Origin of the sequence: Shewanella colwelliana (genome assembly GCF_001735525.1) — a bacterium.
Classification (GTDB): Bacteria; Pseudomonadota; Gammaproteobacteria; order Enterobacterales; family Shewanellaceae; genus Shewanella; species Shewanella colwelliana.
On the sequence record NZ_MCBT01000027.1, the window covers coordinates 1 to 15,975 of the forward strand.

At 44.9% G+C, this 15,975-nt stretch carries 13 protein-coding genes; 5 read left to right on the plus strand and 8 right to left on the minus strand.

Annotation, left to right across the window (positions count from 1 at the left end; translation table 11 throughout):
* Positions 1–321 precede the first annotated feature (321 nt).
* The 8 genes from BEL05_RS09765 to BEL05_RS09805 all read right to left on the minus strand — a co-directional run bounded on the left by BEL05_RS09765 (position 322) and on the right by BEL05_RS09805 (position 9,818).
* On the minus strand, positions 322–1,299 hold the full coding sequence (locus BEL05_RS09765; protein WP_069671056.1) for a transposase: 978 nt from the start codon (positions 1,297–1,299) through the stop codon (positions 322–324).
* Positions 1,300–1,464: 165 nt separating this feature from the next.
* The gene (locus tag BEL05_RS09770; protein ID WP_069671057.1) at positions 1,465–1,875 is read right to left on the minus strand and encodes a hypothetical protein; all 411 of its coding nucleotides are present in this window, start codon (positions 1,873–1,875) and stop codon (positions 1,465–1,467) included.
* Between the two features lie 118 nt (positions 1,876–1,993).
* Positions 1,994–2,947, minus strand: a complete 954-nt coding sequence (locus BEL05_RS09775; protein ID WP_069671058.1) for a hypothetical protein — start codon at positions 2,945–2,947, stop codon at positions 1,994–1,996.
* Positions 2,948–3,065: 118 nt separating this feature from the next.
* The gene (locus BEL05_RS09780; RefSeq protein WP_217629862.1) at positions 3,066–3,509 is read right to left on the minus strand and encodes a hypothetical protein; all 444 of its coding nucleotides are present in this window, start codon (positions 3,507–3,509) and stop codon (positions 3,066–3,068) included.
* 128 nt (positions 3,510–3,637) lie between these two features.
* A complete protein-coding gene (locus BEL05_RS09785; protein WP_139151863.1) occupies positions 3,638–3,922 on the minus strand; it encodes a hypothetical protein in 285 nt (94 codons plus the stop codon).
* Positions 3,923–5,340: 1,418 nt separating this feature from the next.
* On the minus strand, positions 5,341–5,880 hold the full coding sequence (locus BEL05_RS09795; protein ID WP_427719508.1) for a hypothetical protein: 540 nt from the start codon (positions 5,878–5,880) through the stop codon (positions 5,341–5,343).
* Positions 5,881–6,077: 197 nt separating this feature from the next.
* The gene (locus tag BEL05_RS09800) at positions 6,078–9,113 is read right to left on the minus strand and encodes a molybdopterin dinucleotide binding domain-containing protein (RefSeq protein WP_069671062.1); all 3,036 of its coding nucleotides are present in this window, start codon (positions 9,111–9,113) and stop codon (positions 6,078–6,080) included.
* Between the two features lie 9 nt (positions 9,114–9,122).
* On the minus strand, positions 9,123–9,818 hold the full coding sequence (locus tag BEL05_RS09805; RefSeq protein WP_069671063.1) for a 4Fe-4S dicluster domain-containing protein: 696 nt from the start codon (positions 9,816–9,818) through the stop codon (positions 9,123–9,125).
* 548 nt (positions 9,819–10,366) lie between these two features.
* Here BEL05_RS09805 and BEL05_RS09810 point away from each other — a divergent pair.
* From BEL05_RS09810 to BEL05_RS09830, 5 genes are all read left to right on the plus strand, one after another.
* On the plus strand, positions 10,367–11,332 hold the full coding sequence (locus BEL05_RS09810) for a LysR family transcriptional regulator (RefSeq protein WP_069671064.1): 966 nt from the start codon (positions 10,367–10,369) through the stop codon (positions 11,330–11,332).
* Between the two features lie 190 nt (positions 11,333–11,522).
* On the plus strand, positions 11,523–13,736 hold the full coding sequence (locus BEL05_RS09815) for a molybdopterin-dependent oxidoreductase (RefSeq protein WP_069671065.1): 2,214 nt from the start codon (positions 11,523–11,525) through the stop codon (positions 13,734–13,736).
* 10 nt (positions 13,737–13,746) lie between these two features.
* The gene (locus BEL05_RS09820) at positions 13,747–14,292 is read left to right on the plus strand and encodes a 4Fe-4S dicluster domain-containing protein (RefSeq protein ID WP_028764602.1); all 546 of its coding nucleotides are present in this window, start codon (positions 13,747–13,749) and stop codon (positions 14,290–14,292) included.
* Entirely contained in the window at positions 14,292–14,891 is a 600-nt protein-coding gene (locus tag BEL05_RS09825) for a TorD/DmsD family molecular chaperone (protein WP_051413156.1), read from the plus strand. Before BEL05_RS09820 ends, BEL05_RS09825 begins: the two co-directional genes overlap by 1 nt.
* Positions 14,892–14,982: 91 nt before the next feature.
* A complete protein-coding gene (locus BEL05_RS09830; RefSeq protein ID WP_069671066.1) occupies positions 14,983–15,963 on the plus strand; it encodes a formate dehydrogenase subunit gamma in 981 nt (326 codons plus the stop codon).
* The last annotated feature ends 12 nt before the right edge of the window (positions 15,964–15,975 follow it).

Here is a 15,975-nt window from a genome sequence, read left to right on the forward strand (position 1 = left end):
GTCAGATAGGTTGGATTTGATAGAAAAAAGACAAAAAGGCAGAGTTTAAGGCATCACCAATTGACCTGAATGACAGGCCTAATGCAAAAGAAAAAGAAATAAGCCACCCATAGTTAATCAATAACATAGCACCATTATTTGCAGATTACTCCTATGCTATCCCCTGATAGGTATCATAAATGATAAAACTCATCGAGATGGCAGATAAAGAAGCATCAAATAGGCTTAAACAGATGAAAAGATGACAGAAAGACGGAGTTTAAGGCATCACAAATTGACCTGAATAACAGGCCTAGTACAAAAGTGGGAAGCGGCTAAAGGCTAGCTGAACTGAAGGTGTAGGCAACTGTTTGCAAAGTGCCTTCGTCGTTTTTCTAAGTGGGTGTAATAGTCATCAAGCTCTTGTATTGAGCCGACAGGACCTCGGAAGAGTTTGCCAAAATCAGTCGTTAATTTGAGCCAGGTTTCTGCTGGAACATTAATTCGTTGCAAGATATTCTCTGCACTTTTTGAGATAGTACCTCGTTTATCTTCTCGGATAACCCGTCCAGTTTCATCCACCAACTCAAGGTAATCTTTAAAGCTGAACGCTATGCCTTTTGGTTGTTGTGCTCGCTCATTACCAATAAACGCCAACAGAGGCTTAGGCTGCTCACCTTTGATTACCGCTTTTATCCGTTGTTGGATACTGGTGTAGTCACTATGCTCTGGGGTACTGGCCTTCTTGGCTCTAACAGGGTTTAACTCTACATACGCCATACAGGCTAATACTGCGACTTCATCTAAAAGCGCCTGAGATTTAAACCTGCCCTCCCAAAATCGACCTGTGCAGTTATCTTCTTGATTGGCTTGTCTAGCGATGGGTTCGTTAAGGCAACGCATAAACCAGGAAATATCACATAAGCGACTGCGGTAAATGGCTATTGTGTGCTTTAACCTTGCAACTTCATGGGGGTCAATCAGCTGACCATTGGCAAACTTATGGGTTAATTCATCGCCTTTAAACAACTTATGCCATTGCTCGATGACATCGCGGTCACTCCAGCGGTTTACCGTTTCAATATCAATATGCAACACCACATGCAGATGATTAGACATCACCGCATAAGCCGCCACATCAATAGCAAAGACTTCGGTAAGTTCAAGAATTAATGATTCAACCCACCCTCGTCTGTGGTCATAGTTGTTACCTGTGTATTTATCGTCACCACATAAGAAAGCGCGGCGAACAACACGGCTACAACAATGATAATAGGGAGTGTCTTCCAAACTAATTTGAGTGCTGCGAGGGCGTGGCATAAAAACCTCCTTGTTCAATGCTAAATCAAAGCATAGTTAGAGGTTTGCTTCTGCGCAATTAATGATGGGTGTCTATGTTTTAATATGTTTTACCTACAACCCTGGGCTTGTTCAACACTCGGGATAAGGACGCGGCTACGCGCGGCCTATCCTTATTTGTTAGCCTTATTTGGCACGGTGAAATACCGCGCCGTTAATAGCTGCCCTTTGACCACAGCTAATTACTTTACAGTGATTGCTTTCGTCGATAAGCACCACTGATTTATCAATAACAATTAAAGAAAGAGAGCAGAATACGTTTTTTTCATTCCCCGACTCAACGAGAGAATATCTATAGGTTTCATTATCTCTAGACGTAGCAACACCCGTCATATGACATTGGTGATAATTTCCACCCATAGTTCGAAACCAAAATTTTAATTCTTTTTGTGTTCTTTCTCCAAGAATCAACTCACCACCGTTTGAATCTGTGTACTTGATTGTTTTTCCCGAAAACTCAGGTATTGGAATTTCATCTGCTTGGGCAGCGTTTATAAAAAAAACCATGAAAATAAGACTAAAACTTTTTGATATCACGAAATTTCCCTATAAGGCTAACGCCCAGCACAGCGGTGAGTTAAAATGGCGCTTGTTTTGCGGCCTTTTGCAAAACAAGTGACAGTTTGACGAGTCCGTTGCTGCTGCTTGTTAAAAGTCATTTTCGCAAGGCCATCAAATTATTGGGTTGATATACATTACAAAATGTTTCAATTCCCATCTTAATTAGCAATGATGTTAAATAAACAGCAATGGCATAGATTCCTATTTTAAGCCCTGATAGTGCACCCACGATTGCTGTAGTTAGATACTTTTTGTCTAAAACTGCTTGAAGTCCATTAGTGAACCAGATCTTGTAAACATCACTATTTTTATCACATAACGATTGCCAAATTACAGTTTGAAAAGCCGCCAAAACACCTTTACCCAATTTTTTCTTTTGTTTAAATGTTGCAGGTGAAGGAAGCATTAGCTTTTCTTCGTAGGTTAGTAAGTTCTTCGACTCAGCATTTACCCGTTCTATAAAATCCAATGCGCCTTCTGGAACATTAGAGCCAAGTAACTCTAGAATCTCGTCTTCATGCTTTGTTTGAATCAATTTGGCTGCATCTTCTTGTATCTTATCTACATTCAGGTCTTCACAAACATTAGTTGCTATTGATGAGAGTAAGGCTTCTTCATCAAATCTTTTTGCTAAGCTAATTTTAAAGTCCGATCTTCGAGATTCTGACTTAATGTTTTTCTCACATTTCAACGCTTCAACCATAAATGGTCTTGCCTTCTCTAAATCACTCTTCCTTAAGTGGCATATTGCCAATAATGAAGTTGCTTCTAGATATAATCTGGTACTGGTAGAAGCTTTTTGACGTACGCCAATAAATCCACGGATTGCATAGTCAATTTTGCCTACTTCCATAGCGGTTTCATACAACCAATTCTTTGATTGCATTAACCTTGTTTCATGGCCAGTAGGACGAAGAAGTCCTTGAATCTGCGCAGTTACATTCTTGCACTCTTCAAAGTCTCTACGAACAGAGGCAAGCCTCAATTTTGGTTCGAGAACTCTTAATTGATTTTTCTGTTCTTCTGTCAAATTTGGAGGTGTGCTCATACTTTCCTTAGACTTTTAACGCCGCAATTACCGGCGGGAACGGAGTTGATTTGTTTGTGGTAGCGTAGCGTTAAACCACAAACGGAGCAACGCAGTGGGAGTCCGGTAGATTGCCTTGTTAGAGTGAAAAAGCACGCTTAACCACGCTTTCATATTCTGTGGCGCTAAACTTGAATGGGCCTATTTCTTTGATCGGATCAGGATCTTCGTACCCATTTTCGTATGCAAAATCATTCCATATATACTCGTCGTCAACCTTGGTGATTTTACACCCGTATGCTCCACAACCTATATCAGCGCACTCTGGACAAACATAAATTAGACTTCTGCCTGATTCAGTTTCAGGAGGCTCTTGCAGTAAAAGCTGTTTTAGACTGTGCTTATTTAGGTTATCCCAATCTCTTGCAAAACAACCGAGGAAATCACCGTGACCACCAGCTTTACTTACTAGCTCAGCTAAAAGCGATTTTCCATCTATCATGAAGTCAGAAGAATAGCTTTCATGCACAACTATTCCGTTATCTTCACTACCTTCCCTGTGTTTAATTTGAAAATCTAGCACTATCCCTCTCTTGCACTCTAACGCCGTTTTAAGCGGCTTGTAATTGTTTGCTAAAATGTGAAGCGAAGCGGAACCGAGCAAACTGTTACGAGTCCGACTTGAAAACCCTTGTTAGATTTCGTTTTAACCTATATGTAAATCTTATCGCAATATAGACAATACTCATATTCCGTAAAGTTAAACTCAAAGTCATTTTTAAAAATTGCATAATTTTGAGGAGTTATGTCAAAACTATGATTTCCAGTATGTTCATCAGAAAGACCTAAACCTTGCTTTATTTTTTCCCGAGTCATAGTTTTAAGGAGTGTTTCTTCTTCAACTAAGCTATCTCCATCTTCGTCGGTACGACAAGTTTGGATATAAAAGTCACAACGTTTCATATCGTAAAGTGGTTCAAGTAGCTCAACAAACAATCCCGTTTCACTAATTTTTTAATCGTGCTCTCATTTAAATTAATACAACAAATATACATGTAGTAGTCCCAACCAAACCTAAGACTAAATTGTTCATTAATCTCTAATCTGCACCACAGAAAACCTCGTAAAATCATCTTGATTACAATTTTAAGATCATCTATTTCGAGTTTCTTGTCTTCAAAGAGATCAATAACCTTAAACTCTTCGCTAACTAACCACTGATTATCCTTATCCGAAAGGTTATCTTGTACAAACCTAGACTCAAGGTCTACTACTCGAAGGTGCTTAATGTGTTTGGACTGGAGGCATTCTATAACAGCATTTATATATTTTTCTTCAACTTCAAAGTATTCCGATGCTTTAAACTCAACACCGTTAAATGATTTTCCGACTTCTGATGGACACGTCCATTCATCAACTTTGTAATGACCATCGGAATTTCTATTTTTAGGATCGTATTTTGTAATTCTGAAATTCAACATTGCAAAGTTTACCGATGGTGGATTTGATGAAAGAAATCTAACATTTTATTAGTGCGCATGCGCATTTACCTCGTTGGACCAGTGAAAACGCGCACAGTTAACTATCTGTATACAATGAACTTATCAGCATTTTGCTAAATATACCATCTGGAAAAACGCGCATGCGCGTTTTCCAAACCTATTATCTACTTAACAAATAGTATAAGTGATTAATTCTAATGCTATTTATTTTAATAAAAATGAGAAAACGCGCACAAATTCAGGATGAAAATCGTTCAAAATCCTGATGATTTGAATATGACTGTATAGTTATCCAGTTTTTGGTTGGGGAGTAGTGAATTACATCTCGCTGGTGTAGCGATGAAAATTGCCAAGCCAGAATGTCCGTTAGGTACTGATCCACCGACAACGTGTTAACTCATTTTGGGGCAAAAGCACGTTAGCTTTTTACTCGCCCCTCACACCAAATGAAGTTAAATCGAAGAGAGTTAATAACCTAGTGTAAGCGCGGTTTTGGCCTTCGAAATCATGGATGATTTCGCAGAGCCCACATGGAAGTGCTCGTGGCGTGCCAAAAGAGCGCTTGCACATAAAGCCTGCGGCAGGCAATTAACAGTCATCAAGGTGCGTTTTCAAAGCCAATCAATAAGTGAAAATTCAGCCAAACGCTACTTAAGCTAAATGAAAAAATGCCAAACCTTCGTTCCAAGGCCAACCCACTTTGGGGCAAAAGCACGTTAGCTTTTAATGCGTTATTAGTCCCAAATGAAGTTAAATCGAAGAGAGTCAATAACCCAGTGATCACGACATTGGTGCTTCAATGCACTGCACCCGCCGGACAGGCGATTAATACCAGTAAAGGTGTGACCTTTAATCCCACCTCAGTATCAATTCGGCCAGGCATAAAGAAAATGCCCAGCCTTCATTGCAAAGCTATTTGTGTCCCCATGGCGTCGGTGGCAACGCCACAGGTTTAGTCAAATCAAACTCTACTTTAAAGTCGCGATTTTCTCGGGTGAGTCGATACAGATAGCTGGTGTCAGAAACCCCTATATGCCACACATTGGTGATCGACTGGCTAAGGCCATTTTGGTTGAAGTTATCAATAGAAAATTGGTCAACCGGAAAGGATTGTAACTGGGCTGTGCCATTATCTATGGTGTCACCACCATACATAGTCACCTTGTCTTCAGTGCCATCTTGATGACGATGATCATGCTTTAATCTAAGCCCTGAATCGGTTTTAGTGATCACCCAGGTACGCGAATGATCATCTCCCACATGAAATGGCACTTTTAACTCTTTGTCACTGCACTCGCGCACATGCATGACTAACTTCTTGCCGCTAAACGCTGAATCGGCGCTATTACCAGCGGTCACAACCCCTTCATAGGCCTTGCCGCAATGCGCTGCAATCTTGTCAAAAAATGCATTTTGCTCAGTGTTGGTCGCCATCACTGGCATCGCACACATGGTCGATAGTACAACCAACAGAGGTAACTGTTTTTTCATTTTATTTTGCTCTCCATTAAGGTAATCAAAAACAGTACCACAAGCAGATAAATTAAAACTGAATAAAAAAAGCCCCCGAAGCCGAAGCAACGAGGGAAAGTTTTACAGGATCACTATGTTAAAAAGATCATGGTTGAGAAAAATGAATCAGTCAGCCGTTAAGCCTTTTCTACCCTCACAGGTATGCCGTGGCGACAATTTGCCCCTGTCCAATAGTCATTGAGCATACTCGCGGGTCCATGGCGAGTAGGGTCTGCAGGGATCATCTGGTTAATTGCTACACCACCTGCGCGTTCAGATAGGGCCGCTAGCATCTTGCCATTAATCAAGCGATCGTCGCCTCCAAAGCCTGCGGTATGACCAAAACCATGCGATACACACACCGCGCCTTTAGCCACCCCTGTATCGGTTTGTAGGGTACCGACACATGGCTTGCCATTGGCCGTCACAATACGCACCGATGTGCCATCCACCAAGCCTTGCTCTTTCGCTGTATCGCTATGCATATAAACAAAGTTAGTGGGACTGATTTCTGCTATTCGCTTATAGGCTACCGCATAGTTAGAGCGCACCGTCGCCTTGTAACTAGAGAACAGTAGTGGGTACTCAGACTTAGGCCAATGGCTTTCCCACGTATCACCGTTCCAGAACTTATGCGCTTGCAGCGTTGGCGTACCAGGATAGTTTTCACCCGAGTATGCATGGCGTAATTGCGCCACCTCTTGATGATAAAGCTGCAGACATTTAGGCTCGGCGCCTTTAACAAATTCGCCGTCGTAACGGGCATCATCAACATAATATCCCCCACGAGACAGTAAGGCCTCAACTTGGCTCGCTTCGGTTGCGGTTAAGCGTGGTTGCAATGGCTTCATTGCATAATCGAGTCCCGCCCACAGTCTATCTTCGTCGGTCACCTTTGGTAGGTGCTCACACTGGGACGCCACATTGGCAAGGTATCTGGCATGCCAATCTTCAAAGGTGAGTAAATCTGCCTTATTCCCGTCGTTGCGACTCAGTGCCCCTTTACCAAAACCTGGTAGGTTGAGTTGTAATGCCAAATCAATGAGCAACTGCTCCATACAGATATGCAGCCCCGCTTCATTCTTTTCTGTTCTTGGCGTCACCAGTGGCGACGCGGCAACTACCCCTTGTTTATGAGACCCCCACATACGATCGGCCGCATACTCCTCTAGCATTGAACGGTCTGGGATCAGATAGTCGGCATATCGGTTTGTCTCATTCATGTGGCAATCAATCCCCACAATCAAAGGTAACCGTTTAGGGTCTGCAATACTTGCCACCACCTCTTGACTAATTGAGGCCGCACTATACAAAAAGTTGTTACGCCAGTTAAATAACACCTTGGCGCGATAAGGGTCGGCATTGGCATGACTGGTCCACTGCTCTGCCGCATTCATGGCTGGAAGCAGTTCATGCCATGGCGTGCTCGCTGGATAGGGATTTTTACCTTGTTCCACTTTGCGGCGATACTCTGTCGATGCCTCATAGGCACCATCGCGACACGCGTTAACAATACCGTCTAACGACACACCGCCCTCAACATTGGCTAAGTCGTAATTACCCTCCATGCCGCCAATAGGACCATTGCCATAGATGGCACCGCCTTTGGCATCGTGAGAACCAACCAATGTATTGAGTACGGCCCAAATCCAACCCATCACAAAACCATCTGATGAGTTAGTACCACCATTACCCGCAACGCAAGCCTTACGGCCGTAGTGGGCTAAGTCTTTAGCTACCTGACGCATATCCGCCACGCTAATACCACTTTGGCTAGCATAGCTTTCCATGCTGTTGCGCTGGGCTTCTGCTCGCAGTAAGTACAAAGAAGAGACTAACTTCACGCGATTGCCATGGCGGTCACGCACTCGCTGGCTGACAAACAGCTCAGCTTTATCACCTGACTCTGCCGACATTAACGCTTTGCTGCCTGATTTAACAATAAGCGCTTCATCGCCTCCCAACGCAAAATCTTTTGCCTGAGCAAACTGTCGATAGCGAGGATGTTTCTCATCCATTATCACTAAATGGCCAGCATTGGTGTAATTGAGTTCACCCGCCGCTTTAGCGGCCACGACACTTGGGTTTTCAAGGTGAGCGCGATTAAACCATTGCTCCTCGAGCATGGTGCGAATGACCCCAAACGAGAAAGCAGCATCTTGCCCAGGTTTTACCGCTAACCAAGTGGCATTGGTGTCTGCCGCCACCGTAGTTCGCAGCAGTGGATCAACACAGACATATTTAAATTTTCGCTCAACACGGCTGTCAGCTAATCCTCGGCCAACGCGGTTTAAACTCACGCCAGATGACCCAGGACTGGTACCCATGAACAGGCCGTATTCCACATTTTCCCAATCGACATCATTGAGCCACTCTTCAAACCCAGCAGCCATCCCCAAACTGTAGCCCGTGGCCTGAGCGGCACCACAATATGCATGCTTGGTGCCAAGGTTAACTGTGCCCCACGCCTGCTGCATAAAGCGCGCATAGAAACTACCGCGTAGGGTATCTTCGGCGCAGAAGGTGGCAAACAATTGATTTGCCTTACTGCCAAACTCAGGATGGCCCGGTTTTACCAACTGATCTAACTGACGCAATGCTCGCAGCCCATCAACATGGCCTTCACCAAATAGGTCGCCACCGTTAATGATCTCTGCCAGTGCTTGCTCATAGCTAATGGTCACCCACTGCCCTTCGCCCCGTTTACTTGCGCGCTTGAGCACCTGTGTCACGCGGCGCTCATCATCGACAGAATCGACACAGCTAGCTCCTTTAGCACAGGTGGTAGCCCGGTTTTGCAAACCCGCCTCGCCAGCCAGTGCCATAAAGCTTTGTTTTACCCCCATGCTTAGAGGCAGGGGTGAGCCCGAATTGTTTTCGCAGTAGGGATTGCCACCAACTTTTAGTACCTTGTCGGTTTTTTCATCGATACGAGCGCGAAGGCCACAGATGTTATAGCAGCTAAAACAGCGTGAATAGGCGGTACGAATGCCAGGGGTTTTCTGCCACACCCCTTGTTCATCTAATCCCCCTTCCGTAGCAACAGGGTGACCAAAACGACTGACCCCCAAGTCAGGCTTTGCTTCATCTGCAGGCGAGCGGGTACATGCCGTCCCGGTCAATGTGGCCGCAGAAACGAGGCCGGCTTGGGTTAAAAATTTACGTCTGTCCATCATTAACTCCTAGCGCTGCCAATCAAGGTAATTGAGATTTAAAATGGCTTGGTCATCCACTGATATGGGCAAACCTATATAGAAAATGTTGGGTAAGGTTTCAGCATCAGCAAGCATGGCGTAGACCTTGTTGTCTCGGACTAACCGTGAAATCTCACTTTCAGGGTCGTTGAGATCACCAAAGGTACGCGCCTTACCAATACAGGTCTCGACACAGGCTGGCAGTAAACCTTGGGTCACACGATGAATACAGAAATTACATTTCTCTGGCGGGCTGTCTAAGGTTTCATCTTTTCGACGCGCACCGTACGGGCATGCATCAACACAAAGCTGGCAATGTATACACTCGTCATGGTCAATCACCACTATGCCATCTTCTTTTCGTTTATAGGTCGCCCCAACCGGACACACCTTAGTGCACACAGGGTTGTCGCAATGGTTGCATTGATTAGGCACAGATAAGGTGGCGATACCCAGTCCGCTGTCGACACTGGCTTGATTGACTCGTGTTCTGCATCTGCCGCTATCCGTTTGATTTTCAACAGAACAAGAGACGGTACAAGATAAGCACCCGGTACACCGCCTGACGTCAAACACCATGGCATATCGTTTTCCCAGTGTTTTCGCTTGCAACATACTAGTAGGCACTAATGAAAGTAACGCACCACCAGCAGCCATTTTTAATATTGATCGCCGATCCAACATAACTAAGCCCTTAACTATGTTTTCCTAAAACAGAAAACACGATATTGGAATTTTATTTTGTTATTTAAAATACACACCTAATGGTTTAATTTGCAACAGAGAATATATTTATAAATTTAAAACAATATTGAGATCACGAATAAATAAAAAAACAAATTTATATGAAATTATTTTTAAGCAAGTCATTTAGATATTTTTAATTAAAGTGCAATGTCTCATATTAAAAATAAAAAAATAATTATTGAAATAAAAAGCAAAAAGAAAGGATCGACACAAACAAAAACTAAAACAGGTAGTTACAGAAAAAACAAGAAGATAGCAGTACGCTTAACACCATCCTAAAACTAGTTATATCGTACCAGTTAGTCACAATTCAATATCATTTAAGTAAATATTAAGATCCGAATTTTGCAAAATGCGAATATTAAAACATGAGAGCTAAAGCATACTTTAAATAATAACCATATTAAAAATGTGACTTCTAACACTGAACATGTGTAGATATATGTAGATTATACGCTCTCAGAATATTTACGCAGTTCACAACCATGAATAAAATTGACCAACTTAATTACAATCAATTAAAAGTATTTATTGCCGTCTATGAACATGGGCAAAGCCACCAGGCTGCAAATGAACTGGGTATCACCCCTTCAGGCGTTAGCCGCACACTAAAAATCCTTAGAGATACATTTAAGGATTCACTATTTATTCGTCGCTGCTCAGGGTTTGTCGCAACAGAAAAAACCCACCAGCTTATACCTATGGCCCGTTCACTTGTCGCGCATTATCAGCAACTAGAGATGCAGCATTCAGTCTTCACCCCCGCTGAATCGGGTGGCCAATATGTTATCCACGCCTACGATGAGTTTGTTTACGCCGTGCTTCAGGTCATTCGCAACGAGATCCTTGTCGAAGCCCCTAATATGAAATTTGACGTTAGGGTACTCACACATGATTGCGCCACCGATCTGGCCAATGGTGATGTGGACTTTGTGGTCGTTTACGAAGGGTTTAACGGCAAAAACCTAAATGCCGAAATGTTTTCAGCCACAGATAGCCTCTACATTCTCGCTCGTACTGGCCACCCGCTATTTCATCAAGAGTTAACATTGGCAAACTTAGCCAAGTACCAATGTTTAGAGCTGGACAATTATGATGATCTCAGCTGTCCACTACTGGTCAACCTTTGCCGAGAAGAGGGGCTGTGCATGGAGGTCGACGGCTATACCGACAGCGTTGCCAGTGCGATGCGCCTTCTACATGGTTCAGATGCCATTACCTTAGTCTGCAATGAGTTTACCCGCCAATTCGTCGACATGATGCCACAAGTTCAATGGGTAAAACTGCCCGATGCGCTCGCAGACCGCTGCCGTATTCGTCGGCGAGAAAATCGAGAAATAGGCAACTACTTACTCTATGGCAACGTCAATCAATCGGCGGCATTCAACTGGGTCAAATCAAAACTCATTTGCGGTTTAGAGCAAGCTTGGCGCAGCGCTGCTGAGCGCTGACAAAAGATTTGGCGATGAGATTTAGCGGTTACCAGAGGCACCCTTGCATACCCCTTTAGTCACCGAATCTCATCGCCTTTTTAAGATCGAAAAACGATAAAAAAATCGGTATGTAACGAGTCTTAGACTCACACATTTGAGCAATGTCTGTAAAAAAGCGTGTAACAGCGCATCAAGATGGGGAACACTTATGAAAATGAACAGACGCACCTTCTTGCAAGGTGTCGGAGCCAGCTCCGTCGTCGGCTCGCTGTCAGGTTTAATGCCTGGCATCGCCTCTGCTGACGAACGAGGTGGCGCGCCCGACAAATTGTTGAAACGCCAAGGAGAGATTAAGTACCACACCTGCCAACGTAACTGCGCTGACCGCTGTCTGCTCAAGTTCACCGTGCAAAATGGCCGTATGACCTATGTCGAGGGTGCTTCAGAGATGAAGAAGATGGGCACCTCTCCTTGCGTCAAAGGCCACGCCTATGTGCAATATACCTATGCGGCTGACCGTATTCTCCACCCTATGGAGCGCGCGGGTAAAAAAGGCGAAGGCAAATGGCGCCGTATCTCTTGGGATGAAGCGTATGCCAAGATTGCGAGCCGATTACAACAGATCATCAAAGACCATGGTGCCGATTCAATTCTGCCTTATAGCTACTCTGGCCATGAAGGGGTTATCGGTAAATACGGCGGACCAAGCCGTTTCTTTAATGCCGTAGGTGCACGTAAACTTGACCGAAAAGTGTGTGTGTTCGCCGCCTATGAGGGGCTGAAGTCGGTCACGGGTACTTACCAAGGACCCGATCCCTACGACAACATTTACACTAACTGCTACATCTCTTGGGGGCAAAATGAAACCGCTACCAACGTGCATGGCATTAAGTTCATTAACCAAGCGCGCGACAAAGGTGCCAAACTGTTAGTGGTTAACCCCATTCGCACACCTATCGCTTCGCAAGCGGACATCTGGCTGCAGCCTCGACCTAGTACAGATACCCATTTGGCCTCGGGCATCATGAAGTATCTGATTGAGCACGACTTAGCCGATCTCAATTTCATCAAGGCGAACACTTTAGGCTATCAGCAACTGCTGACACGCCTCAATGAGATGAGCTATGAAGAGATTGAACGCGTCACAGGTGTGCCAACAGTTAAGATGTTTGAGTTTGCCAAAGCCTATGGCGAGTCAGAGCTTTCAGTATTGCGCTTAGGTTACGGTATGCAACGTAACTACAATGGCGCACGTATGTCACGGGCCATCGCCATGATGCACGCTGTTGCTGGCCAATATGGAAAAATTGGTAATGGCTTTATTTACGACAACACCCAAGCCGATGACAGCTTAAATTACAGTAAAGGTCGTGCCGACCATATTCACCCTAACCCAGATACTGTGGGTCATGTGAACATGACCGAAATTGCTAAAGCGCTCGATCCTGAAAACCCAGTAGCCTACGGCAAGCCGATCAAACCGATTAAAGCCGTGATTAACTACAATGGTAACTTTGTCTCGGTTGCTCCCGACTCAAACGCCTGCCGCCGTGGTGCCATGCGTGATGATCTGTTCTTAGTAGTCCATGACTTCTTAATGACAGATACCGCTGAATTGGCCGACATTATCGTGCCTTCGACGACTCAGTTTGAGTTCCCTGACATGGGTACCGACTACAACTGCTACCACATGCAAACCTCTGAAAAAGTTATTGATCCCTTAGGTGAATCTAAAGATAACTGGATCTTCTTTAAAGAGTTAGGTGCCCATATGGGTCTCGACCGATTCCCTGAGATGCGCGTCGATTACGAGCAGATCCTACGTGACTTCCTTGACACCGAAGAGCCTGCATTTAGACAAAACAACATCACTTACGAGCAGATCATTCGCGATAAATTTGTCACCGTATATGACCAACGCCCCTATTTTGGCGACGGCAAATATAAGACAGATAGCGGCAAGATTGAGTTCTACTCAGAGATGATGAAAGAGGCGGGCTTCCACCCGGTTATCGATTTCGGTCTCCCTGAAGATGAGATGATCCCAGCGGAAAAAACACTGCCTTTCCGTTTATTGTCACCTGCCATTCCGCAACGTGCCAATAGCTCTTTCTATAACGTTAAATATATCCGTAATTTCCCAGCTTACTTCGCCAAGATTAACAGCGAAGATGCTGCAGAGTTAGGGATTAAGAATAACGATAGAGTTAGGCTTAATAACCAACGAGGCGAAGCTTTCTTTATTGCCCAGGTTTCGACTCAAGTGGTACGTGGCACAGTCATGGCCCCTAAAAATAACTGGCGCCGCATGGACCCACAAGGTAAAGCGAGTTGTACCAATAACCTGACCACCGACACCTTAACCGATATGGGCGGCTGCTCTGCATACCACTCTACTCGTGTCGCCATCGCCAAAGCCTAAGGAGTAACTGATGTCATTAAATAAGAAAGTGGGCTTTGTATTCAGACAAGAGAACTGTGTCGGCTGTGGTGCGTGTACTGTCGCCTGCCAGATCCATAATGAATTGCCCGAAAACCACCGTTTTCGCAAAGTTGACCGCTATGAAGTTAAGCGCGATGACGGCGCTATCGATGTGTGGCTGTCTCATGCGTGCATGCACTGTGAAAACCCTGCTTGCCTAATGGTTTGCCCTGCAAAAGCCTATCATGTTCGTGATGACGGCATTGTGGTACTGGATCGTGAAAAGTGCACCGGATGCGGCCTTTGTGCCAGTGCCTGTCCCTATGCTGCCGTCAGTATTCGTGAAGACGATGGCAAAGCCGACAAGTGCAACATGTGTGTCGAGCTGCTCGATCGCGGTATGAAACCAGCGTGTGTTAGTGGCTGCCCTGTGGAGTGTCTTGATGTGGGCGACCTGCAAGAGGTGCTTAAACGTCCATCGGCCAGCAAAGAGGGCATTGGGTATGGCGACTGCATCACCAAGCCTAACTTAGTGATCATTAAGGAACGCGCATAATGACAACCCAATATGGCCCTACGGCAACGGCTTATCATGCCTTTAAATCAATGATGTTTGCCCCTTCTGATCTCAACGCTCTGGCAGGGTTAATTGCCTATCTGCAGCAAGCGCGGCCAGAAAGCCCATTACTGAGTGAGGCGATGAAGTTTAGCAGTGACTCATCGGAATTAGAGTTCGACTTTAACCGCATGTGTATCGGGCCATATAAGTTACTAGTCGCCCCTTACGAGTCAGTGTATCTCAGTGGTAATCATCAAATTTTTACCGAAGAGACGGTAAAGGTTGCACAGTTTTACCAGCAAATTGGTCTCATTATCGATGACAGTTTTAATGAGCCTGCCGATTTCATTGGTAATGAACTTGAATTCCTTTACTGCCTACACGCCATGGCGTCAGAGCAACATGCACTCGATAAACATGAGTATGTGGCTGCCCTGCACGAGCTTGCCAATGAGTTTCTTGAGATGCACCTAGGTCGTTGGATAACCCCATTTTGCGAGGGAATTATCCAACATGCCACTCAAGCATTCTGGCGCGAGTTCGCCAAAGAGTTACTGCACTTTATCAATGAACAACATCAAACCGTTAAGCATTAACGGGTATACCGATGAGTCGTCTAACCATGGTGTCATTGTCAACCGTGGTTAGACCCCATACGCGGCCACTATGTGTCGCAAGGAGTTATTAATGAGTAAAGCAATAAGATGGTTCAGCCTTATTGTACTCAGCCTATTTGCATCCAGTTATGCATTGGCTGACGAGGTCGCTACGCTGCAGCCGCAGCAGTGGCAAACAATTGAAGAACATGCGATTGCCGGTGACATTCCTGAGATCCGTGGCATGCCAACACAACCCGAACTGCTGATGCCCGCATCAGTACCTGAGCAGGCCGATGAGTCAATTCTGGCTTATTTGGGCGCCACCGATAGCATCGCGTTTTTACTCTTTGCGAGCCTATTTGGTGTGACTATTGTCTTCATCGCTTTTGTGATGATTAACGGCGTGTCAAAGCTGGATAATGGGTTTTCAGGCAAGTTAATTAAACGTTGGTCAGGCTTAAGTGTCAGTGTGCACTGGCTAGGAGCCATCCCCTGCATTTTGCTTATGTTAACCGGTTTGGTCTTAGGCGGCGGTCGTCTCTACTTTGAGCCAGGTATGAACGCAGGCGCTTGGTCGGCCTTGGCGGGATTATCGAGTGGCTTGCATGAGCTTATGGCGTGGCCATTTATCCTAGGTTATCTGCTGATGATCATTATGTGGGCACCTAAGCAGTTCCCAGCAAGCTATGATCTTAAATGGTTTGCAGTCTTGGGTGGTTATATCAACATGGGCAAAAAACAGCACCCTGATGCAGGCTTTGCCAATGCGGGCGAAAAGCTGTGGTTCTGGGTGTTTGCCATATTTGGCGGTGTAATGGTTGTCTCAGGGCTAACCATGATGTTCCCCGCTACATTTGAGGTCACTAAAAATACCGCCAACTTGATGCTGCTATTGCACATAGGCTCAACCATCATCATCAGTGCATTCTCTGTGGTACATATCTTTATGGCAACAGTGATGTCAGAGGGCGGCATGTCTAACATGACCTCTGGCTATTGCGATGAAAACTGGGCCAAACAACATCATAACCTTTGGTTTAACGACCTGAAAAAAGCAGGAAAAGTGTAAAACCAAACCTAG